The following is a 22430-nucleotide window of genomic DNA, read 5'->3' as shown; positions in this document are numbered from 1 at the left end:
CATGCATCAACGTGGCCACAACAAGAAACTCCGGAGACAACAGTGATGAAGCATTCCCTCCTCAGCGGTGTCGTGGCGATCTGCCTGTCGGTCCCAACCGTCGCCCTGGCCCAGCCCCCGGTCGACTACCCCAGCCGCCCGGTCAAGCTGATCGTGCCCTCTGCCCCTGGGGGCGGCGCGGATGCCTTTGGCCGTTTGCTGGGCGGTCATCTGAGCAAGCGCCTCAGGCAGCCGTTCGTCGTGGAGAACGTCGCCGGCGCGGCTGGCACGATTGCGATCGGTCAACTGGCGCATTCCAGGCCCGATGGCTACACGATCGCCCTGGGCACGATGACCACGACCACGCTGGCGCCGGCGGTTTATCGCCAGTTGCCCTACGATCCGGTCAAGGGCCTGACGACGCTGGCAAGGGTCGGCACCTCGCCGATCATTCTGGTCGCCAATGCAGACCTGCCTGCCAACAATCTCAAGGAGTTCGTCGAACTCGCCAGGCGCAGCCAGAAGCCTATCCAGTTCGGCACCTGGGGCCCGGGCTCGACGGGGCACTTCTGCGCTGAAGTACTGGCGCAGAAAACGGGCATCAAGCTTGACCATATTCCGTTCAAGGGCGGTGCCGCAGTCATGACGGCCATGATGGGCGATGTGATCAAGGTTGGCTGGCTCGATATCGGGTCCGGCACGACCGCGGTGAAGACAGGCAAGATCAAGCCGCTGGCGATGTGCACCCGGCGGACTTCCAACTTCCCGAACGTTGCCACGTACAAGGAGCAGGGCGTCGACTTCGACCAATGGACGGGCTGGGCGATGTACGCGCCAGCAGGCCTGCCGAAGCCGATCGTCGACAAGATCGCGACGGCGCTGAAAGATACGCTGCAGGACCCCACCGTCAAGGCAAGGATGACCGACTGGGGCATCACGCCCGACTATCTCGGTGGCGCAGAGCAGGCTGCCATCAACGTGCGCGAGATCGAGGTCTGGAAGGGTGTGGCCCGAGAGGCCAACATCACACTGGACTGACCACCCATGCCAGGCTTAGCGCAAGCCGGCCGCGATCCGGGTCCGGAACTGCTGTCTCCCGAACTGGAGGCGGCGTTGCGCGCCCGAGTCATGCGCCGGCGCCTGGCGAAGAACGAAGTGCTGTTCACATATGGCTCGTCGCCGGAGGCGCTGTTCTGCGTGGAGCGTGGGCGGATGCGCTTCAGCGTCACGGCGGCCAACGGCCGCGAGGCCGTGCTCAGTGTGCTGGAGCCCGGGCAATGGTTCGGCGAGGTCTGGCTGGTCATGGATGCGCCCCGTGTCTATGACGCGCGTGCGGTGGTCGATTGCGAGGTGCTGATGGTCCCCGCGCAGGCGTTCCACGCCATCGTCGACCACCGCGGAATTACGCCGCGGCGGCTACGTCCGCCGCCTTGTCCTGCAGCAGGCCGGCAATGGCCTGCGCCTTCTGCCCGGCTGGCAAGCCGGCCAGCAGCTGCTGCATCATGGTCAGGCTGTCGTAGTAGATCCTCCGGATCTCGTCGGCAAAGTGATCGCGAACCACGCGTTCGCGAAGCGTGCGCAGGGCTGCGCCAGGGGTTGTTGTCGTCATGGAAGTCTCCGTCGCGCTTTTGTGAGGCGCTGCCAGGCCGGTTTGGAACGGCAGTGCTGGAGACGATTATCGGCAGGTGAACCGAAGAAGACTGTCGCGGATTGGCATTTCAGTGCTGAGGTATTGGCATGCCCGCCACAGCCCGGTCCACTACAACTCCATGCGGTATCCCACCCCGTAGATCGACTTGATCCAGTCCTCGCCGCCCGCGTCGGCCAGCTTGCGGCGCAGGTTCTTGACGTGGCTGTCAACGGTACGGTCGGCCACCACGCGGTGGTCGTCATACAGCCCGTCGAGCAGCTGGTCGCGCGAAAACACGCGTCCTTGCGCGCGGTACAGCATCCGCAGCAGCCGGAATTCCACCGGCGTCAGGTCCAGCACCCCGCCGTTCACGCTGGCGCGGCCTGCCGCCTCGTCCAGCTGCAACGGGCCGGCGGCTTGTGTGCCGGGCACCAGGCGATGGCGGCGCAGCACCGCGCCCACGCGTGCAACGACCTCGCGCGGACTGAACGGCTTGCAGATGTAGTCGTCAGCGCCGACTTCAAGCCCGAGCAGCCGGTCGATCTCCTCGACGCGCGCGGTGACCATGATCACCGGCACCGCGCTCTCCGCTCGCAACGCCCGGCAGATGTCGATGCCGTCGCGGCCCGGCAGCATCAGGTCGAGCAGCACCAGGTCGGGCCGCTGCGCGCGCCAGGCCGGCAGCGCCCCATCGCCGTCGGCGACCCAGTGGTGGGTGTAGCCGGCCGCGCGCAGGTAGTCGCCAAGCACGGCGGCGAGCCGCGGTTCGTCTTCGACGATCAGGATGTGGCCAGGTGGTCTGGCCTGGTTGTCTTCGGTCATGCTGCGTCCAGCGGCAGTTCGATGGTGATGCGCAGCCCGCCCAGCGGCGAAGCGTCAGCGCGGATGGCGCCCTGGTGCGCCTCGGCGATGTTGCGGCAGATGGCCAGGCCCAGGCCGCTGCCGCCGCTGGCGCGGTTGCGCGACGCTTCGACGCGGTAGAAGCGCTCGAACAGTTGTTTGCGCTTGTCGGCGGGCACGCCGGGGGCGCTGTCCTCGACCCGCACCACTACGTTGTCGGCCTGGCGCGTCCAATGCACGCGCACCACGCCGCCGGCATCGGTGTAGCGCAGCGCGTTCTCCAGCAGGTTGGCGAACAACTGGTGCAGCCGGCGCTCGTCGCCCAGCACGATCAGCGCCTGCGCCGCGGGTTCTTCTTCCAGGCGCAGGCTGGCGGCGGCAAAGCGCGCGCGCATGCCGTCTGCCGCCGCGCGCAGCACCGTGCCGAGGTCGATCGGCGCGCGGCGGTAGGCAAAGGCGCCGACATCGGTCAGCGACAGGTCGTGCAGGTCGTCGATCAGCTTGCCGAGCCGGCCGACCTCCTGGTGCATGGCATCCAGCGATTGCGGCGTGGGCGGGCGGATGCCGTCCTGGATGGCCTCGACCTCGGCGCGGATCACGGCAAGCGGCGTGCGCAACTCATGCGAAATGTCGGCCATGAAGGCGCGGCGCGTGCGTTCGTTGTTCTCCAGCGCCTGCGCCATGTGGTTGAAGTCGCGCGCCAGCGTGCCGAGTTCGTCGGGCGCGCCCGGGTCGATGCGCGAGGCGTAGTTGCCCGCGGCCAGCGCATGCGTGCCCTGCGCCACGGCGCGCAGCCGGCGCAGCAGCGCGCGTGTCGCCACCAGCGTAAGCGCGATCGCGACCAGCACCGAAGCCAGCCCGATCAGCCACAGGGCCTTGCGCTGCTCGCCCAGGAACGCGGTCTCGCGCGAGGACATGACCTGCTCGAACGACACCATGCCGATCCATCCCACCAGCCGGCCATCGACGATGACCGGGCGCCGGATCGCGGCGGTGTCGACATTGGGATTGCCGGCGACGCGGCGCTGCGCGGCGTCCAACAGGCCGATGCGCGGGATCACGCCGGTTTCGTCGGCGGTGGTGGGCGCCGGCGGCGGGCCGGCGTCCGGGTGCGGCACCAGCAGGCGGAACCATGCGCGGAAATCGGTGCGCAGGAAGTCCCAGTTGCCGTGCTCGCGATAGGCGGCCACCACGCGCGGCATGGCCTGCTCCATGCGCTCCACGCCTTCGCCATCCAGGTAGTCGACAAAGCCGTGCTGGAAGCTCACGCGCATGGCGGTGGACTGCACGACGAGCACGGTAATGCACGCCGCCAGGATGGCGGCGAAGAGCTTGGCGGTGATGCTGATCTTCATGGAGCGGGGGCGGGCGGCCGCGCTGTGGCAATGGCAGCAATGGCGGCAATGCGGCAATGGGCACGATGCAGCATCTTAACCCCGGCCTGCGGGGCCAGATCAAGGCCTTTCCGCCGATCCTGCGCAATCTCCATATTTGCTGCACATTGCTGGACGAGGATGGCGTCATCCCAAAAAAGCCAGACGATCCAGATGCCGCAATCCCGCCCCCTCGCCGCCAGCGCCGGCGCCACATCGCGCGGCCCGCGCGCCCTGCCACGCCGTGCTGCGCTGGTCCTGGCGATTGCATGCGCCGCCGCGTTCGCCCTGTCGGCCTGCTCGAAGCCCGCCGCGCCGCCCCGGCCGCAGTCCGAAGTCGGCGTGGTGACCGTCAAGACCGAACGCCTGGTGCTCGACAACGCGCTGCCGGGCCGAACCCGCGCCTACCAGGCCTCCGACGTGCGCCCGCAGGTCGGCGGCATCCTGCTGCGGCGGCTGTTCACCGAAGGCGCTGACGTAAAGGCCGGCCAGGCGCTGTATGAGATCGACCCGGCCACCTACCAGGCCGCCTACGACACCGCGAAGGGCGAACTGGCGCAGGCCGAGGCCGATGTGCTGGCCGCGCGCCCCAAGGCCGAGCGCTACCGCAACCTGGTGGCGCTCGACGCCGTGTCGAAGCAGGATGGCGACGACACCGTCGCGACGCTGCGCAAGGCCGAGGCCGCCGTGGTCGCGGCAAAAGCGACGCTGCGCAGCGCGCGCATCAACCTGGGCTATACGCGTATCACCGCGCCGATCTCGGGCCGCATCGGCACCTCGGCCTCCACGCCGGGCGCGCTGGTGACCGCGCAGCAGGAAACCGCGCTGACGAAGATCCAGCAGCTCGACCCCATCTACGTCGATGTCACGCAGTCGAGCGCGCAGATGCTCAGGCTGCGCCGCCAGTTCGACGCGGGCAAGCTCAAAGCCGTCGACGGCAAGGCCGAGGTGCACATCCAGCTGGAAGACGGCAGCGCCTACGCGCGCACCGGCACGCTGGAGTTCGTCGGCGCCTCGGTCGACGAGACCACCGGCAGCGTGACGCTGCGCGCGGTGGTGCCGAACCCCGACCACCTGCTGTTGCCCGGCATGTATGTCAAGGCGGTGCTGCCGATGGCCGTGGACGAGCAGGCGATCCTGGTGCCGCAACAGGCGGTCAGCCGCAACACGAAGGGCGAGGCTACCGCACTGGTGGTGGGCGCCGACGGCAAGGTCGCGCAGCAAGTGCTGGGCGTGAGCCAGACCCACGGCGACCGCTGGGTGGTGACCTCGGGTTTGCAGGCGGGCGACAAGGTCATCGTCGAAGGCACGCAGAACGTGGTGATCGGGCAGGCGGTAAAGACCGTCGAGGCCGGCGCCCGTGCATCTGCCACGGCGGGACCTGCCAGCGCAACGGCTGCTGCCGGCAAGCAGGCCTGAGGAAACCGCAGCCATGGCACGTTTCTTTATCGACCGCCCCATCTTCGCCTGGGTCATCGCCATCGTGATCACGCTGGCGGGCCTGCTGTCCGTCACCACGCTGTCGCTGGAACAATACCCGAGCATCGCGCCGCCTTCGGTCTCGATCCGCGCCACCTATACCGGCGCCTCGGCCGAGACCGTCGAGAACTCGGTCACGCAGGTCATCGAGCAGCAGATGAACGGGCTCGACCACCTGATGTATATGTCGTCGAGCAGCACCTCGTCGGGCAGCGCGCAGGTCTCGCTGACGTTCGAGTCGGGCACCGACCCGGATACCGCGCAGGTGCAGGTCCAGAACAAGCTGCAGCAGGCCGAGGCCATGCTGCCCGACGCCGTGCGCAATACCGGCGTGACCGTGTCGAAGTCGAGCGGCAGCATGTTCATGGTGCTGTCGTTCACCTCGGACGACGTCAGCATGACCAGCACCGACATTGCCGACTTCATGGCATCGTCGCTGCAGGATCCGGTCAGTCGCGTCAACGGCGTCGGCAATGTGCAGGTGATGGGCGCCAAGTACGCGATGCGGATCTGGCTCGATGCCGAGCGCCTGCGCCACTATGCGCTGATGCCGTCCGACATCGCCAGCGCGATCTCGGCGCAGAACGCCGACGTGTCTTCCGGTTCGATCGGCGGCCTGCCGGCCGTCGACGGCCAGCAGATCACCGCCACCGTCAAGGCGCGCAGCCGGCTGAAGACGCCGGAGCAGTTCGGCGCGATCGTGCTCAAGACCGACAGTGCCGGCGCCGCGGTCTACCTGCGCGACGTGGCGCGCGTGGAGCTGGGTAGCGAGAGCTACAACGCCACCGGCCGCTTCAACGGCAAGCCGTCCGCCGGCATGGGCATCGAACTGGCCAGCGGCGCCAATGCGCTGGATGTTTCCAGGGCGGTCAATGCGCGGCTGGAGCAGCTCAAGCCATATTTCCCCGCGGGCATGAAGTACCAGGTGGCCTACGACACCACGCCGTTCGTCAAGATCTCCATCAGGGAAGTGGTCGAGACGCTGGCCGAGGCGATCGTGCTGGTGGTGCTGATCATGTTCCTGTTCCTGCAGAACTGGCGCGCCACGCTGATCCCGGCGATCGCGGTGCCGGTGGTGTTGATGGGAACGTTCGGCGTGCTGGCGGCGTTCGGCTATTCGATCAACACGCTGACCATGTTTGCCATGGTGCTGGCGATCGGGTTGCTGGTGGACGATGCCATCGTCGTGGTCGAGAACGTCGAGCGGGTGATGAGCGAAGAGGGCCTGTCGCCGCGCGAAGCCACGCGCAAGTCGATGGGTCAGATCCAGGGCGCGCTGGTCGGCATCGCCATGGTGCTGACCGCGGTGTTCATCCCGATGGCGTTCTTCGGCGGCTCGACCGGCATGATCTACCGCCAGTTCTCGGTGACCATCGCGGCCTCGATGATCCTGTCGGTGCTGGTGGCGATGACGCTCACGCCGGCGCTGTGCGCGAGCCTGCTCAAGCCGGTGGCGCACGGCGGCGCGGTGTCGGAGCGGGGCGTGCCGGGGCGCTTGCTGGGACGATTCTTCCACCGCTTCAACCAGCGCTTCGACCGCGGGGCCGATCTGTATCGCAATGGCGTGGCGCGTCTGGTGACGGGCCGGCGCAAGCTCGGCATGGCCATCTACGCGCTGCTGCTGGTGGCGATGGCGCTGCTGTTCTGGCGCCTGCCGACCTCCTTCCTGCCCGAGGAAGACCAGGGCACGCTGATGGTCATGGTGACGCTGCCGCCCGGCGCCACCCAGCAGCGCACGCTGCAGGTGATGGACCGTCTCGGCAGCTATGCGCGCGGGCAGGCCGAGATCAGCTCGGTGTTCACCGTGGCCGGCTTCAGTACCGCGGGCAGCGGCCAGAACGCGGGGATGGGCTTTATCCGGCTCAAGGACTGGAGCGAACGCAAGGCGAGCGCGCAGGAGATTGCCGGCCGCATTACCGCGGCGATGGCCGGCACCGAGCGCGACGCGCGCGTCTTTGCGCTGGCGCCCGCCGGCATTCCGGGGCTGGGCCAGACCGCTGGCTTCGAGATGCGCCTGCAGGACCTTGGCGGCGCCGGCCACGAAGGGCTGGTGGCGGCGCGCACCCGGCTGCTGAAACTGGCCGCAGAAAGCAAGCTGCTGCGCAACGTGCGCTACAACGGCCTGGAAGACGCGCCCACGCTCGAAGTCAAGGTGGACGACCGCAAGGCCGGTGCGCTCTCGCTGTCGGCCACGGACATCAACAGCACGCTGTCGGCCGTGATGGGCGGCAACTACGTCAATGACTTTGTCGACCGCAGCCGCATCAAGAAGGTCTACGTCCAGGGCGACGCCTCCGCGCGGATGACGCCGGAGGATATCGGCCGCTGGTACGTGCGCAACAGCGCGGGCGAGATGGTGCCGTTCTCGGCTTTCGCCACCAGCGACTGGACCTATGCGCCGCAATCGCTGTCGCGCTTCAACGGCTCGGCGTCGATGGAGATCACCGGCGAGGCGGCGCCGGGCGTCAGTTCCGGCGCGGCCATGCAGGAGATGGTGCGGCTGGTGGCGCAACTCCCGGGAGGTTTTGGCTACGCATGGGCCGGCCAGTCATACCAGGAGCAGCTCTCGGGCGCTCAGGCGCCACTGCTGTATGCGGTCTCGCTGCTGTTCGTGTTCCTGTGCCTGGCGGCGCTGTATGAAAGCTGGTCGATCCCGTTCTCGGTGATGCTGGCGGTGCCGGTCGGGATTGCCGGGGCATTGGTCGCGACCACCTTGCGCGGGCTGTCGAATGACGTCTATTTCCAGGTGGGGCTGCTGACCACGGTCGGGCTGGCAGCCAAGAACGGCATCCTGATCGTCGAGTTCGCGCGCGAGCTGGAAGCGCAGGGCCGTTCGCTGGTCGCCGCCACGCTGCACGCAGCCCGGATGCGGCTGCGGCCGATCCTGATGACGTCGCTGGCGTTCATGCTGGGCGTGCTGCCGCTGGTCATCAGCCGCGGTGCCGGTTCGGGCGGACGCCATTCGCTGGGCACCGGGGTGCTGGGTGGCACGCTGCTGTCGACGGTGCTGGGCATTGTCTTCGTGCCGCTGTTCTATGTGATCGTGCGCTCGCTGTTCCCGGGCAAGCGCCATGCCGACGAATCGGCGCAATCGGCGCAATCGGCGCAACCGACGCAGGGTGGCATTGAGGAGGTGAAGTCGTGAAGTGGGGCAATACATTGAATCGCCGGGAAGCAGGCCGGCGACTGGGACGCTCTGGCGTGGTGACGAAGGTTGCCGGCTTGCTGGCAGCACTGATGCTGGCCGGTTGCGTCAGCATGGCGCCGCAGTACGAGCGGCCGGACGCGCCGGTGGCCAGCGGCTGGCGCGACACCGGTGCCGCATCGTCGCCGGCCGGTGCCGATGCACGGGCCGTCGCGGAGATCGACTGGCGCGAGGTGTTCCAGGACGAACGCCTGCAGCGGGTGATCGCACTGTCGCTGCAGCAGAACCGCGACCTGCGCGTAGCCATGCTCAACATCGACAAGGCACGCGCGCAGTACCGGATCCAGCGCGCCGAGTTGTTCCCGGCGGTCAGCGCCGGCGGCGGCTACAGCGCATCGCGCGCGACGGCTTCCGTCAGCGGTACCGGCACTGCAGCGGTCAGCCGGCAGGTGTCGGCCGACGTCGGCATGACCAGCTGGGAGCTCGACCTGTTCGGCCGCATCCGCAGCCTGAAGGACGAGGCACTGGAAAACTGGCTGGCGATCGACGAGACCCAGCGCAGCACGCGCCTGGCGCTGGTGGCGGAGGTCGCGACCGACTGGCTGACACTGGCGGCGGACCGCCAGCGCCTGGCGCTCGCGCAGCAGACGCTGGCGAGCCAGCAGGAAACGCTGAAGCTGACCGAATACCAGCACGCACAGGGCATTGCGTCAGGGCTGGATCTGGCGCAGGTGCAGACCAGCGTGGAAAGCGCGCGTGTCGACGTGGCGACCTACCAGGCGCAGGTCGCACAGGATCGCAATGCACTGGAGCTTGTGGTCGGCGCGGCGGTGCCCGATGCGATGCTGCCGGGCGATACGCTGGACACGCCGGTGGCACTGGCGCCGGTCCCGGCCGGCCTGGATTCCACCGTGCTGCTGCAGCGCCCGGATGTGCTGTCGGCCGAGCATTCGCTCAAGGCCGCCAACGCCGATATCGGTGCGGCGCGCGCGGCGTTCTTCCCCACCGTCACGCTGACCGCCGCGGCCGGGCAGAGCAGCACCCAGCTCGCCGGGCTGTTCTCGGGCGTCAATTACGCGTGGTCGTTCGCGCCGAGCATCAGCGTGCCGATCTTCAATGCCGGCAGCCTGCGCGCCTCGCTGGATGCTGCGAAGATCCAGCGCGAGATCACCGTGGCGCAGTACGAGAAGGCCATCCAGACCGCGTTCCGTGAGGTCGCTGATGCCCTGGCGGTGCGCGCCACGGTTCAGCAGCGGCTGGCGGCGCAGCAGGCCCTGGTCGACGCCACTTCGCGCAGCTACAAGCTGGCCGACGCCCGCTATCGCAGTGGCGCCGACAGCTACCTGAACGCTCTCGACGCGCAGCGCTCGCTGTACAGCGCCCAGCAGAACCTGATCACGCTGCAGCTGACCGAGCGCAGCAACCGCGTGGCCCTGTTCAAGGTGCTCGGCGGGGGTGCCGATGCCGGCGCTTGAGTAGTCCGCCTTCAAGGTGCCGGACAGACGGCGCGCGCCACTGGTGCGTACCGTCTGCGCCACATCGCTCCCTCTCTGCAAGTGCCATGACATCGGACGAAATAATTCCCGCCTGGCATACAGCGGCAGCGTTTTCCATACTCTGGTCACCGCGCCGCAACGCACAGCCACACTGAGCCCCGGCGCGATGACATGCTCTCCGATGGTTTGTGATCCTGTCCCGGATCCAGCGATTGTCGGTGACAGCGCTTCAGACCACCGACGGCACGCGGGTGCCAATGAAGGATTCAAGATGCAGAACACTTTCCAGGCCATTGCCACCAAGACCAGGCGCGTGGCCATCGCCGCTCTCGCGGCCGGCGCGATGCTGACGGCTGGCTGCGCCAGCGCCGGCGTCACCGGCATCGATCAGACGGGCCTGATGCAGACGGTGCAGGCCGACGTCATCTACGTGCATGCCTTCAGCGCCGATGCCGGGCAGGTGCAGCTTGACGGGGGCCTGATGCAGAAGGTGAAGACGATGGTTGCTGGTGGCTCGACTGCCGGCGCACAAGCGCAGGCCGCCACCGAGGCGCGCGAGCAGGTGGCCAACGAGATCGTGCGTACCCTGCGGGCGCAGGGCCTGAACGCGGTCCGCTCGGACGCGCCGGCGCCGGCAAACGCCAACGCCCTGGTGGTCGAGGGCGACTTCCGCAAGATCGACGAAGGCACCAGCCGCCGCCGCCTGCTGGTCGGCCTCGGTGCCGGCAAGAGCGAGGTCGGGGCGCAAGTACGCATCTCGTACCAGCCGGCCAACGGTGCGCCGGTGCCGCTGCAGAGCTTTGTCGCCGATGCCGACAGCGGTCATATCCCGGGCGTTGCCGAGACCGCAGGCGTCGGCGCCGTGGCCGGTCACGTGGCTGTCGCCGCCGCGGCCGGCACGGGGGTGCATGGCGTGTCCGAAGTGAAGCACGACACCATCTACGCCGATGCCACGCGCCTGGGCGATTCGATCGGCAAGCAGGTGGCAGCCGCCAGCCAGGAGGAAGGGTGGATGGCGGCGCGGCCGATCAACTGATGGCAGGGCGGCGGCTGGCGGGCGACTTCCCCTGGCGTTCGCCTCGCTCGCCGGTTATTCCCGCGCGGCCGATAGCACCAGCAGGGTCGACGTACCATGGCCCAGGACGCGCCCGTCCTTCGCCAGCACGCGGGCTTCCGCGGTAATGATCTGGCGGCCCTGGGTGATCACGCGGCCTTCGACGCGAACCCTGCCTGTGTCAGGCTTGATCGGTCGGGAGAAATTTCCTTTCGTCTCGACAGTGGTGTAACCGACGCCAGCGGGAAGCAGGGAGCTGGCTGCGCAACCGGTCGCACTGTCAATCAGCGTCAGCGGCCATCCGCCGTGCACGGTGCCCATCGGATTGAGCAGTCGGGAAGACGGCTCGCCTTCGAACGCGGCGAAGCCGTCGCCGACCTCGACCAGCCAGAAGTCGAGGACCTGCGAGATGGGCGGCTGCGGAAGATGTCCGTCCACAATGGCTTGAAGAATTGCCCTGCCGTTCATGTTTGCGACGTCGGCGGGTGAGGCCAGGCCATATCGGTATTCCATCTCGTCAGATCTCCTCGTCGTTGATAATATATGCAGATACAAACAATGCATCTGCATATGCTAACGTCATGAAAAAGCGAAAGCAAGGAGAAGCCAGGACGCTGCGCGCCGACGCCGCCGGGGTTCTCGATGTCGACCTCGGCTGGTCGTCACGCCTGCTGGCGCGCAGGATCACCGCGGAACTGGATGAGGCATTGGCGCCATCGGGGCTGTCCAGCACGCAATTTGGATTGATGTGCCTGATCGCGTCAGCAACAGACGACACGCTTGGCGCATTGGCGCAACGCGCCGGGCTGAATCAATCGACCATGTCAAGGAATGTGGATCAGCTTGCCAGCGCGGGACTGGTGGAAGTCGTCATGTCCGAGGCCGATCGCCGTCGCCGCGCGGTGTGGTTGACGGAGGCGGGTGCCTTTGGCTTGCAACGGGCTCTGGCGCTGTGGGAACCCGCCCACCGCGCCTTGCATAAAAAGCTGGGGCTGGCGTCGTGCAACATGCTGGGCGACGTCACAGCAAGGCTGGCAGAGTAGCTTGAGCGGAGCCTGTCGGCTTGCTCGAGGCCGCAGCTTGCCTGGTCCGTCGAGCTCTTGGTGCAGCGGTGCCCTTTGCGCCCTGATGCAATCCGTCCGAAGGGGTAAGGGTGCATTGCAATTGCGCCAGGTCAAGCGGCAGCGATGTTCGCCGCGAACGACCTCCTCATGGTGAAGCGCATCGGGAATACTTCCGCGCGGCCCGGCGATCCGGAGCTGGGCCGGGAAACAAGGGGCGACTTTCAGGCAAAGTCGGAGCGAGGTTGCATCAAGACAGACAACCAGCCATATGAGAGTGAATCTGCCGGTCACAGACAAAGAGTACGAATTGCCATCGGGCGAGGTCATCATCACCAGGACCGATGTGCGGGGCAATATCGAATACGCCAACCAGGCGTTCTTCCGCAGCAGCGGCTACGAGCGTGCCGAGGTCATCGGCCAGCCGCAGAACATCATCCGCCACCCCGACATGCCAGCGGCCGCGTTTGCCGATATGTGGGACACCATCCGCGCAGGCACACCGTGGACCGGGGTGGTGAAGAACCGCCGCAAGGATGGCGGCTTTTATTGGGTGCTGGCCAATGTCACGCCGGTCTTCCAGGACGGCAAGCCCGCGGGCTACCTGTCGGTGCGGACCAAGCCGGCGCGGGCCCAGATTGCCGCGGCAACGCGCCTTTACGCCGATCTGCAGCGCGGGGCGCATTCCCGCTGGCGTTTGTCGGGCGGCGAAGCTTTCCGCGGGGGCGCCGCAGGTGTCATCCAGCGCATGCTGCGGCTGCCTGTGGTGGCGCGCCTGCTCGCGGTCCAGTTCGCGCAGATCGTGCTGATCCTGATGGCGGCGGCGGGTGCGACGTTCTGGTCGGCTGCGCCTGCCGTCACCTGGACGCTGGCCGGGGCGGCCGCTGCGCTGTGCGGCGCGGCCGCCTGCTATCTGGTGCTGAACATACTCAGGCCGTTGATGGGCTTGAACCGCAGCGCGCTGGCCGTGCTGTCCGGGCAGTTGCAGCACCGCTTTCCCGAGTGCGGCGACGCGCAGACGCATCGGCTTGGCCGCTTCCTGAACCAGATGAATGCGCGTCTGGTCGGCGTGCTGCTGGATACGCGGACGTCGATCGCCGGCGTATGGCAGTCTTCCGTCGGACTGGCAAGCGGCAATGCCGACCTGTCCGGGCGGACCGAGCAACAGGCCAGCGCCATTGAAGAAACGACCGCCACGCTCGCGCAGATCACGGAGACCGCCTGGCAGAATGCGAGCGATGCCGAACAGGCCCACCAGGCAGGGCGCCGTACGGCCGAGGCAGCTTGCGCAGCCGCAGGTGGGGTGCGCCGCGCGGCCACGATGATGGAACAGCTCAGCACACAGTCGCGCAAGATTGCCGAAATCACCTCGGTCATCGACGACATCGCCATGCAGACCAACCTGCTGGCCCTGAACGCCGCGGTGGAGGCGGCACGCGCGGGACAGCACGGGCGCGGCTTCTCGGTGGTGGCGGGTGAGGTGCGCATGCTGGCCCAGCGCTCCGAGGCGGCCGCCAAGCAGATCAAGGCGCTGATCGAGAACTCGCTCGAAGTGGTAGAGGCCAGCACTGCGGCTGCGGCCAGTGCCGGCAGCGAAATGGACCGTGTCGAACAATCCGTCTCGGCGCTGATCGGGACGATTTCGGCGATTGCCAATGCCAGCAGGGGCCAGAGCGTCGAGATCGAGCAGACCAGCGCGGCGGTCGAGCAACTGACGCAGATCACGCAGATGAACGCGTCACTGGTCGAGGAGTCCGCCGCGGCGGCGTTGGGGCTGAAGCAGCAGGCCCAGGCGCTGGAAGACGCGGTGAACGTCCTTGCGAGCTAGGTGGCGCCGGGCGGCAAGAAGCCCGGAGAGACAATCGGCTTTCCGGGCTTTCCCACTCGGGTGGCGGAAGACAGCCGAGGTGGCCTATGGAACGGGCCTCAGTCCAGGTGGATCTGGTTGGCTCTTGCGATGTCCTGCCATACCAGCAGGTCGGCTCGCACCGTCTGCGCGAATTGCTCCGGCGTCTTCAGCGGTGGGTCGACAAGGTTGAGTTGCAGGAACCGCTCGCGCAGTTCAGGCGCTGAAAGCGTACCCAGAATCTCGCGGTGTACCGCCGCCACCACGGATTGGGGTGTTCCTTTGGGAGCGAAGACCCCATACCAGGCATCGGTATCGAAGGGGTAGCCTTGTTCCGTCATGGTTCGCAACGCTGGCAGCGCCGGTCCCCGGTGAGAGCCGGTGATGGCAATGCCGCGCAGCTTTCCGCTTTGGATCAGGGGCACCGAACTGGTGGCATCGACGAAGGCGACCTGGATCCGCCCGCCCTGCATGTCCTGGTAAATCTGACTGATTGTCTTGTAGGGAACGTGGCGGATATCGAGGCCGTTCCGGCGCTTCAGGGACTCCATGACCAGTTGCCCCGTCGATCCTGGCCCCCAGGTTGCGTAGTCGTATTTGCCGGGGTTTGCCTTCACCAGCGTCACGAAGGTCTTGAGATCCTGCGCCGGGAAGTCGTTGGAAACCACCAGGTGGATGCCGCCGGAGAAGATCTGTGCCACCGGCACCAGGTCACGCGTCACGTCGAATGGAAGTTTGTTCAGCAACGCCTGGCTGATGACGGTCGATGACGAACTGGCAAACAGCAGCGTGTAGCCATCGGGAGCAGCCTTTGCCACGGCGTCGACGCCAATGACGCCGTTGGCGCCGGGGCGGTTGTCCACGACCACAGGTTGCTTCAGTGCCCGACTCAGCCGTTCCGCAAAAATTCGCGCGATCGTGTCAGGGCCGCTGCCACCTGCGCTCGGAAGAATCAGCCGCACTGGCCGCGCGGGCCAGGTGTCTGCGAGCGCTGTGCTGGTCGTGCAGGCTAAGGCGAGCCATGCACACCACGCTAAGTATCGTGACGCCACGGCAGCCAGGCCGGCGTGTGGATTCCAGATTTTCATTCGTGTCTCCTCCTTGGTATGCCCGGTCGGCGCCGGGTGGCTCAGGCTGCGGCGCGCACGGCACCGATGGACAGTCCGCCATCCACGACCAGCATCTGCCCGTTGACGTAGGAGGACTCGGCGCTGATCAGGAAGAGCGCGGCGTTGGCGACTTCCCAGCCCGTTCCCTGCCTGCCAAACGGCAGCGGGCGCGCCGCGCGCGACGGTCGGGCGCGGGAGGCGTCGCGTCCCATTGGCGTGTCGATCAAGCCAGGCGCGAGCACGTTGGCGCGCAGGCCTGTGCCTTGCCCGGCAAAGGCGACGGCGCGACCGAGCGCCATCAGCCCGGCCTTGGACGATTCATAGGCCGGCAGGCCGCTCAGAGGCGAAATCGCCGCAGTGGAGGCGACGAAAACGACCGCGCTGCCCGGTGGCATGACCGCCGCCGCCTCTTGCGCGCAGAACATTGGCGCCCGCAGGTTCAGGTCTTGTACACGATCCCAGTCGGCAGGATTCTCGCTGCCGAAGCGGTTCTGGTTGCCGATGCCGACATTGACGACCAGCCCGTCCAGGCCATCCATGGCCGAGACGGCTTCGCGCACCATCCGCGCAATCTGGGCAGGGTCGGAAACGTCAGCTTGCACGACGAAGCCCCGGCCCCCTTCGCGAGCGATCCAGTCAGCTGTGCCTTGGGCGGCACCGGGGTCGATGTCGGCGCAAGTCACTGCCGCACCCTCGCGCGCAAACAGCACGGACATGGCCCGGCCGTTTCCGACGGAAGGGACCTGATCCACGGTCTGGCGCTGGCCAGCGCCGACCACCAGGATACGACGGCCGGCAAGGCGCCCCTCGCGCCGGACAGTGCCCAGCGCGGGCGCGAAAAGTTGTTGGTCAGGACGCGGTTGCAGGGTATCAGTCACGGGGCATCTCCAGATGTTCAATCGGCGGGTTCTCAATATCGACTTCCAGGTTTTCCAGCAGGCGTGACACCAGCATGTAGTAGCCGATGGTCACCAGCAGTTCCATGGTCTGCTGGTCTCCAAGTTCCTTCGCTATGCGCGCATAGAGTTCCTCGGGCGCCTTGACGTCCCGCACCACGGCATCGGTGAACGCGACCACCAGCGCCTCGCGCGGGTCGAGGCCGTCGGTGGACTCCGGCCTGAGGACAGCTTCGATCTTTGCCTGGGGCAAGCCGGCGGCGCGCGCCACCCGGCGATGTTGGTGGATCTCGTAGGTAGCCCTGCACAGTGCGCCCACCCTGAGGATGGCCAGTTCGCGCAGCGTTGCGGGCAGCGCGGATCTGGTGAGAATGGCGCGCCCCAGCGACAGGAAGCCGATAGCGGTCTCGGGCGCGTTGGGAAGGATCCGGTACAGGTTGAGCGGCGGACGGCCGCGCACCAGCTCGCCGAGCGGGCCGGTCACTTCGTTGACGTCAAAATATGGCATGCGAGCCATAGGGTCTCCTCTGGCCGCGTTGGCGCGGCGCATGGTTGATGGGTAAAGCGGTGGGTCTCCGGTGCGGGCACCGGCGGCGCCTCTATACAGAATTCGGAAAACGTTTTCAGAGCGGCAAAACACTGAAAAACGGCGTGGTGGTAAATTAGCAGTCGGAAAAAATGGCGTCCAACTGTGGAACGTTTTCATTAGGGAAGACCATGACGCAACGCGTATCGGTGAGGGATGTAGCTGAGGCTGCGGGCGTTTCAATCGGCAGCGTGTCGCGTGTGTTGAATGAAACGGGTTACGCAAGCGCTGCACTGCGCGCACGGGTCCTGGCTGCCGTGGACAAGCTGGGGTATGCGCCAAGCTTTGCCGCGAAACACCTGCGCACAGGTCGCAGCCACACGGTCGGATACCTGGTCTCGAACATTCGCAATCCGCTGCTGGCTGCCCATTTCAGCGAGGTGGAGCGTCACCTGCAGGCGGCCGGCTATTCGGTCATTGTGGGAAATACGCTGGACCAGCCTCACCGCGATCGTGAACTGGTCACACTCTTCGAGACGCGGCGGCTTGAGGGCATCATTGCCGCGCCCAGTGTGGAGAGCGAGTCGCCCGCGGACTTTGTGTTCCGTGCATGTGGCCTGCCCGTTGTCATTCTTGACAGGGAGACACCAACGCCGATGGATGCGGTCATGCTCGACCATCGCGCCGGCGTGCGGCAGTCAGTGGACTACCTGGTTTCCCTTGGCCATCGCCGCATTGCCTTGTTCGGCCCCGGTGAGCACATTCGGCCGGGGCGCGAGAAATTGTTGGGGTACCAGGATGGCCTTCAGGCAGCGGGGATCCCTTATGACCCGGCACTGGTATTCATGTCACGGTCTGCGGTGGATTCCTCGCGAGCGCAGATGAGCGCGATGCTTGCCCTTAAAGAGCCACCCACCGCAATGATCGGGCTTGGCACCCGCTTGCTCTCGGGTGCCATCTATGCGGCGCGGAAAGCCGGGTTGGATATTCCGCGAGACCTTTCCGTGATAGGCATTGGTACCCCGGAAACACTGGAGCTGATGTATCCCCCGCTGACAACGCTGCGCTTCAATATCGAAGCGGCGGCGCAAGCAGCGGCGCAGTTGATGCTGGACAGACTGGAGGGCGTGGTCGATGTCCCCGCACGCCAGGTAAATCTGCCGTTGGATCTCGTGCTCGGCGAGTCCTGTGCGATGCGAAAGTGACGGCGTTGGGAGTAGCCGACGGCGAGCTTTGCAGGGCGATGGCAGCGCGCAGGCCTGCCATCTCCATCGGCGATGGTGCGATGGCGGACATCGTCAGGACCGCCGGCGCAACCGTGGACTAGGCGCCAGATCGGAAGCGGCAGCGATGATCGCCTGTGCCGATGGGCACAGGTGGTCGACCAGCTTGCGCGCAGCGACGGGCAAGGCTTCGTAGGATCGGATGCAAAGGTTCAGCTTGCGGTGTGCCCAGGGCGCATCAAGCCTGACCACGCGGATAGCCATGGTCCGGGCATAGCGCTGCGCCAGGCTGACCGGCAGGATGCCGATGCCCATGTCGGATTCCACCATCAGGCAGACGGCATCGTAGCTGTTGACTTGCATGCGGAATTTAGCCGGCACGCCATGCTCGCTGGCATGGCGCAGCAATTGCATATTGATGTAGCCAGCGGGCACTGCGTGAAGGCAGCCAGCGCTTCCGGGGCGCTGGCGTCCGCCAGTTGCGGCAGGTGTCGGAGGTACAACGCAATGGCTTGCTCGGCCAACAGGCTGGCAAAAGGATGGGGCGAAGACGAGCAGGCCGTGTTGATCGCATGGTCCAGGCCACGGACGCCGGTTGACCACAGCAGCCGAACCGGTGTCTGCCGCAGCAGCGCTGGGTCGTAGAGGATTGCCTGCGGCGAGCCGTCGGGAACCACGAAGCGGGCCTTCAGCCGGGTTTGGTCGTCGACCGGCGTGCTGACCGGGGTCCACTCCGACGTGGCCAGCGTCGTCGGAATCGCAATCTGCCGGATCGCCGCGGGGGCGTGCGAGGTGGTCAGCATCTCGGTGCCGTCGGCGGACAAGACGAACTGCAGCCTGAGCAGGGACTCGCGGTCGCAGGCGTTTTCGGAGATGCAGAGTTGCATCGCCTTGCACATGTCCATGACCGACCCGCCACCAACCGACACGATCACGTCCGCGCGGGCCTCGCGCACCTGCCTGGCTGCCTTCAGCACATTGGACAGGGGCGAATGCTCCCCCACTTCATCGGTGAGGCCGACGATCAGCTCGCCAAGCCGCGCCTGCAAGCGGTCGATCCATGTCGTCTTCGTCCGGATCGAGCGCGAGCACACGACGAAGACGCGGCGATACCCGAATAACGCCAGCACGTCCGGCAGGGCGTCGATGGCCGAAACGTTGTGGAAGACGCGCTCATGCCCGGTAAAGCGGTAGCGCCTGGGTTCGGTGTGCTGCATCTGACATCCTTGCAAAGTGTGGAAAGGTTGCCAGATGATCGCGCCGCGCTTGCCGTCGGCAAATCAGTGAATCGAGAATCCGCCATCGCGGATTGCGATGGCAGAACCCGTCACAGGCCGATCAGCTTCAGCAATGCCGGCACCGTCAGCACCGCCGTGTAATACCCCATGAACTGCACGCCGGTATTGAAGCCGATAACCCGCGAGAGCAAGCCGCCCAGCAGGCCCATCGTCAGGATGACCAGCAGCCCGACCAGGCCGCCCTCCCAGACGCTGATTACCAGGATCAGTCCGACGAACGTCCCGATGATGGCCTCGTGCGAAATCCTGCGCGAGACGAACAGCGCCGAGCGGCGGGCGAAGTTCATGGCGAACGGGTAGGCGACCAGCGCGGCGAGCGCCACCGCAAGCAGGCCATAGCCAAGGAACTCCCAGTGGCTCAGCAAGTTGTGCAGGTTGTGCGTCTGGCCGGTTCCGGCATCGACGGTGAAGACCGGCGGTGCGTTGAACAGCGGTGCGGCGGGACCGGCGGCGACCGGGCTGAGCGGCAAGCCAAACGCGATGAGCGGGATGAGCGCCTCAGCGATGTAGGTGGCCTCGGTGACGCCGTTGCGCACGCTCAGCACGGTGGTCAGGCGGTGATACGCGTGCCGGATGCGCGTCCCGACCACTTCGCCCAGCACCACCGTCATGGCGACCGGACTGAAGACGAACGTCGCGCTGGACACGGCGGCGGCGCCGATCGTCCATTTCACCTGGCTTTTGTCGAGCACGCGCGCCGGATTGGGGAAATAGCCGGACCAGCCCTTGACGTCGGGCGCCAATGCGAACGCGCGGACCTTATCCCGGCGCATACGTTCACGCTCCTTGGGCGAGAGCATGGAGAACAGGTCCGCGATCAGCGGTCCGATGGCAATACCCAGGAAGTAGCTGATGCTCAGCTTGCTGCCGAACTTGGCAGTCATGGCCTGCAGCGCCACGATGACGATCACGAACGGCACCAGCGTTGCCACCGAGGCCCATTTTCCGGACGAGCAGTAGGCGATGGCCACCGCTGCCGCGACGAAGATCCACGGCGCTGCCTTGGTAATCGTTGCACCGAACGGCGCGAGCATGACGGCGAACAGCACTGCCAGCGGCACCGAGACGAAGGCCGCGATGATGGCACCGGAAATCATCTTGCGCAGGGCAATATGCGGCACCCCGAGGTTGCGCAGGTGATTGGCGTCCTCCAGCAGCGGCGTGGCCATCGTGTCGCCCGGGATGCCGAGCAGCGCGGTAGGGATGGCGTGGGTCATGTGCTTGGCCACGGCGCCGGCGAGGAAGAAGGTGAACACACCTTCGGGCGGCGCGCCCAGAAGCACCACCAGCAGCGTCAGCGGCGCCAGCGTGGTGGTTTCGTCCGTCCCGGAAATCAGGCCGATGGCGGCGAACGCGATGGCACCGGCCAGCCCCCAGGCGGCCGCGACGAGGAGATGGGTCAGCAATACGGATTCGATCATGATGGCGTCTCCGGCAAGGAATGGTGTCAGGCGGCGTCAGGCGGTGTCAGGCCGCGTCAGGCGCTCGGATCCGCCAGCACGGCGGTCCGTGGCGTGGCCAGGCGCGGCGGACCATTGCCCGCCGTATGGTTGTGCTCATGGGAGGCGAAGAGATCGTAGAGCTGCAGCTCCTTCATCTCCTGGCGGACGGCGGCAGGCAGATCGGCGATCGATCCGAGCCCGCCGGGCTGGCCGGCGAGCGTGGCGAGGACGTCGTCGCGCCAGCGCGGATCGCCAGGCTCGCCCTCGATCACTTGCCGCTTGGGACGGAACAGCACCGCGCAGATTACGCCGGCCAGCAGGCAACCGCCCAGCCCCGCCAGCATTGCGTAGGCCCTGGCCAACTCGGGCGAACTGGCCAGGCCAGCCAGCAGGCGCGCCGCGACAAGGAATCCGCCAAGGCTGACAACCGCGCCGATCACGATCGACCAGGCGAGGTGTCGGGTATCTGCGGTGTCGCCCCAGACTTCGATCAGGCGCAGTGGCGCCGAAGCTTCGTTGGTGTGCATGGGTTGTCTCCTGTCCCGATGGTCTGCGCCGGGTCGACGTCTGCGGCCCGGCTCCATCTGTCGTGTGTATGTAGTCAAGCGGCGGTGCGGCGGGGTGAAATCAGCGCGTGCGCAGCTCTGCCAGCAGGGCCACCGCGCGATCGGTACGCACATCCTTTTCGGTCGCCATCCGCTTCGCGATGGCTTCGATCTCGCCGCCCACCGCGCCGGCGACCAGCGCGATGTTGCGGGCGTGCAGGGCCATGTGGCCGCGCTGGATGCCCTCGGTGGCCAGCGCGCGCAGCGCGCCGAGATTCTGCGCCAGCCCGACCGCCACCGCGACTTCGCCAAGCTCCTGGGCCGACCTGACATCGAGGATTTTCAGTGCCACGCGTGCCAGCGGGTGCGTCTTGGTGGCGCCGCCGACAAGCCCGACCGGCATCGGCATCTCGATCGTGCCCACCAGCGCACCGGCGGCGTCCTTCTCCCAATGGGTGAGCGAGGTGTACCTCCCGCCACGGCATGCGTAGGCATGCGCGCCAGCCTCGACCGCGCGCCAGTCGTTGCCGGTGGCGACGATGAGCGGGTCGATCCCGTTCATGATGCCCTTGTTGTGCGTGGCGGCCCGGTACGGGTCGATGGCGGCAAAGGTGTACGCGTCGATCACGCCGTCGATGATCTCGGCGCCGCTGCGCTCGGGGGTGGCAAGCGCCGCCTCGGTCAGCCGCACGCGCGCCCGTGCCAGCCGCAGGTCGGCAAGGTTGGACAGGATGCGCAGCCGCACCGAGCCGCCTGTCAGTGTCTCCACCAGCGGCGACACGGCCTCGGCCATCGTGTTGACGGTGTTCGCACCCATCGCGTCGCGCACGTCCACGATCAGGTGCAGCACGATCATGGGGCCGCGGGGGGTGTCGGGAAAGACATGGACCTCGATGTCGCGGCAACCGCCGCCAAGGCCGATCAGCACCTTGTCGCGGCTGTTCGCCACGGCAAGGATCTCGTCGCGGCGCTTCAGCAGCGCCAGCCGTGCGCCATAGGGATCGCCGATGCCCAGCACCTGGACCTGGGCGCGCATCAGCGGCCCCGTGCTCGATGCCTCGAAGCCGCCGCACTCGCGTGCGAGTTTTGCCATGTATGAGGCGGCGGCCACCACCGAGGGCTCCTCGACGACCATCGGCACCAGCACGTCGCGGCGGTTGACCTGGAAGTAGCCGGCGATGCCGAACGGCAATTCGAAGGTGCCGACGACGTTCTCGATCATGCCGTCAGCAAGGCCTGCCCCCAGCGCACCGGGCTGCGCCACGAGACGGGCTTCCTCCGGCGTGAGCGACGCGGCACCCACGATGTGATCGAGGCGCTGCGCCGGCGTCAGCGCGCGGAAATTGGGCAATACGGAACTGGTAGCCATCGGTGTCTCCATCCTTTCGGGGCATGTGGAATGGGACACAGCTTAGGGACACTGTACCAGTGAATAAAGGTACAATTTTTCGGGACAGTGGCCGCCCACCCCCGGCGAGTCCTTTTGCG

20 protein-coding genes and 1 pseudogene are annotated in these 22430 nt (G+C 66.8%); 9 read left to right on the top strand and 12 right to left on the bottom strand.

Translation table 11 applies throughout. The features are described from left to right. Window positions 1-45 precede the first annotated feature (45 nt). Together CTP10_RS28805 and CTP10_RS28800 are read left to right on the top strand one after the other, a co-directional pair. On the top strand, window positions 46-1017 hold the full coding sequence (locus CTP10_RS28805) for a Bug family tripartite tricarboxylate transporter substrate binding protein (RefSeq protein ID WP_116323084.1): 972 nt from the start codon (window positions 46-48) through the stop codon (window positions 1015-1017). Window positions 1018-1023: 6 nt separating this feature from the next. Then, window positions 1024-1311 (top strand): annotated as a pseudogene (locus CTP10_RS28800) (Crp/Fnr family transcriptional regulator); the annotation flags it as partial. A gap of 70 nt (window positions 1312-1381) precedes the next feature. Here the strand turns inward: CTP10_RS28800 and CTP10_RS28795 are convergent. The 3 genes from CTP10_RS28795 to baeS all read right to left on the bottom strand — a co-directional run bounded on the left by CTP10_RS28795 (window position 1382) and on the right by baeS (window position 3804). Then, complete coding sequence (locus tag CTP10_RS28795) at window positions 1382-1588, bottom strand: hypothetical protein (RefSeq protein ID WP_233528397.1); 207 nt, start codon at window positions 1586-1588, stop codon at window positions 1382-1384. A 150-nt stretch (window positions 1589-1738) separates the two neighbouring features. Continuing rightward, window positions 1739-2431: a response regulator gene (locus CTP10_RS28790; protein WP_116323082.1), complete on the bottom strand. Its 693-nt coding sequence runs from the start codon at window positions 2429-2431 to the stop codon at window positions 1739-1741. Beyond that, window positions 2428-3804, bottom strand: a complete 1377-nt coding sequence (gene baeS / locus CTP10_RS28785) for a sensor histidine kinase efflux regulator BaeS (RefSeq protein WP_116323081.1) — start codon at window positions 3802-3804, stop codon at window positions 2428-2430. The genes CTP10_RS28790 and baeS overlap by 4 nt, the downstream gene beginning before the upstream one ends. 192 nt (window positions 3805-3996) lie before the next feature. Between baeS and CTP10_RS28780 the strand changes: the two genes are divergently transcribed. The 4 genes from CTP10_RS28780 (at window position 3997) to CTP10_RS28765 (ending at window position 10978) form a co-directional block, all read left to right on the top strand. Continuing rightward, the gene (locus tag CTP10_RS28780; RefSeq protein WP_116323080.1) at window positions 3997-5241 is read left to right on the top strand and encodes an efflux RND transporter periplasmic adaptor subunit; all 1245 of its coding nucleotides are present in this window, start codon (window positions 3997-3999) and stop codon (window positions 5239-5241) included. A 13-nt stretch (window positions 5242-5254) separates the two neighbouring features. Beyond that, window positions 5255-8446, top strand: coding sequence for an efflux RND transporter permease subunit (locus tag CTP10_RS28775; protein ID WP_116323079.1), 3192 nt, complete (start codon window positions 5255-5257; stop codon window positions 8444-8446). Between the two features lie 56 nt (window positions 8447-8502). Then, the gene (locus tag CTP10_RS28770) at window positions 8503-9921 is read left to right on the top strand and encodes an efflux transporter outer membrane subunit (RefSeq protein ID WP_116323078.1); all 1419 of its coding nucleotides are present in this window, start codon (window positions 8503-8505) and stop codon (window positions 9919-9921) included. Between the two features lie 292 nt (window positions 9922-10213). Next, window positions 10214-10978 carry a DUF4410 domain-containing protein gene (locus tag CTP10_RS28765; protein ID WP_116323077.1) on the top strand — a complete coding sequence of 255 codons (765 nt, stop codon included), beginning with the start codon at window positions 10214-10216 and terminating at the stop codon, window positions 10976-10978. Between the two features lie 54 nt (window positions 10979-11032). On the opposite strand, the gene CTP10_RS28760 is transcribed toward CTP10_RS28765, so the two are convergent. Beyond that, on the bottom strand, window positions 11033-11509 hold the full coding sequence (locus tag CTP10_RS28760) for a PaaI family thioesterase (RefSeq protein ID WP_116323076.1): 477 nt from the start codon (window positions 11507-11509) through the stop codon (window positions 11033-11035). A 68-nt stretch (window positions 11510-11577) separates the two neighbouring features. Between CTP10_RS28760 and CTP10_RS28755 the strand changes: the two genes are divergently transcribed. Together CTP10_RS28755 and CTP10_RS28750 are read left to right on the top strand one after the other, a co-directional pair. After that, window positions 11578-12039 carry a MarR family winged helix-turn-helix transcriptional regulator gene (locus tag CTP10_RS28755; RefSeq protein ID WP_116323075.1) on the top strand — a complete coding sequence of 154 codons (462 nt, stop codon included), beginning with the start codon at window positions 11578-11580 and terminating at the stop codon, window positions 12037-12039. Window positions 12040-12328: 289 nt separating this feature from the next. Continuing rightward, entirely contained in the window at window positions 12329-13885 is a 1557-nt protein-coding gene (locus tag CTP10_RS28750) for a methyl-accepting chemotaxis protein (protein WP_116323074.1), read from the top strand. A 98-nt stretch (window positions 13886-13983) separates the two neighbouring features. On the opposite strand, the gene CTP10_RS28745 is transcribed toward CTP10_RS28750, so the two are convergent. The 3 genes from CTP10_RS28745 to CTP10_RS28735 are packed head-to-tail and all read right to left on the bottom strand — an operon-like array spanning window position 13984 to window position 16416. Continuing rightward, window positions 13984-14991 (bottom strand): Bug family tripartite tricarboxylate transporter substrate binding protein, encoded by a 1008-nt coding sequence (locus CTP10_RS28745; RefSeq protein ID WP_116323073.1) that lies wholly within the window; start codon window positions 14989-14991, stop codon window positions 13984-13986. Between the two features lie 41 nt (window positions 14992-15032). After that, entirely contained in the window at window positions 15033-15890 is an 858-nt protein-coding gene (locus CTP10_RS28740) for an SDR family NAD(P)-dependent oxidoreductase (RefSeq protein ID WP_116323072.1), read from the bottom strand. Continuing rightward, window positions 15883-16416 carry a carboxymuconolactone decarboxylase family protein gene (locus CTP10_RS28735; protein ID WP_233528395.1) on the bottom strand — a complete coding sequence of 178 codons (534 nt, stop codon included), beginning with the start codon at window positions 16414-16416 and terminating at the stop codon, window positions 15883-15885. The genes CTP10_RS28740 and CTP10_RS28735 overlap by 8 nt, the downstream gene beginning before the upstream one ends. A 209-nt stretch (window positions 16417-16625) precedes the next feature. Here CTP10_RS28735 and CTP10_RS28730 point away from each other — a divergent pair, with 209 nt between their 5' ends. After that, window positions 16626-17639 (top strand): substrate-binding domain-containing protein, encoded by a 1014-nt coding sequence (locus CTP10_RS28730; RefSeq protein ID WP_116323070.1) that lies wholly within the window; start codon window positions 16626-16628, stop codon window positions 17637-17639. Between the two features lie 93 nt (window positions 17640-17732). Here CTP10_RS28730 and CTP10_RS28725 read toward each other — a convergent pair whose 3' ends face one another. The 5 genes from CTP10_RS28725 to CTP10_RS28705 form a co-directional block, all read right to left on the bottom strand. Then, window positions 17733-18020 (bottom strand): LysR substrate-binding domain-containing protein, encoded by a 288-nt coding sequence (locus CTP10_RS28725; RefSeq protein WP_334223315.1) that lies wholly within the window; start codon window positions 18018-18020, stop codon window positions 17733-17735. After that, window positions 17987-18874 (bottom strand): iron-containing alcohol dehydrogenase, encoded by an 888-nt coding sequence (locus CTP10_RS28720; RefSeq protein ID WP_233528393.1) that lies wholly within the window; start codon window positions 18872-18874, stop codon window positions 17987-17989. Before CTP10_RS28720 ends, CTP10_RS28725 begins: the two co-directional genes overlap by 34 nt. Before the next feature lie 110 nt (window positions 18875-18984). Continuing rightward, window positions 18985-20376, bottom strand: a complete 1392-nt coding sequence (locus tag CTP10_RS28715) for a tripartite tricarboxylate transporter permease (protein WP_199414715.1) — start codon at window positions 20374-20376, stop codon at window positions 18985-18987. 56 nt (window positions 20377-20432) lie between these two features. After that, window positions 20433-20924, bottom strand: coding sequence for a hypothetical protein (locus CTP10_RS28710; RefSeq protein ID WP_233528392.1), 492 nt, complete (start codon window positions 20922-20924; stop codon window positions 20433-20435). Window positions 20925-21024: 100 nt separating this feature from the next. Then, the gene (locus CTP10_RS28705) at window positions 21025-22311 is read right to left on the bottom strand and encodes a hydroxymethylglutaryl-CoA reductase, degradative (protein WP_116323069.1); all 1287 of its coding nucleotides are present in this window, start codon (window positions 22309-22311) and stop codon (window positions 21025-21027) included. Window positions 22312-22430: the final 119 nt, after the last annotated feature.

This window comes from Cupriavidus sp. P-10 (assembly GCF_003402535.2).
Classification (GTDB): Bacteria; Pseudomonadota; Gammaproteobacteria; order Burkholderiales; family Burkholderiaceae; genus Cupriavidus.
Note: the sequence above shows the minus strand (reverse complement) of the source record. Positions and strands in the feature narration are given on the sequence as shown.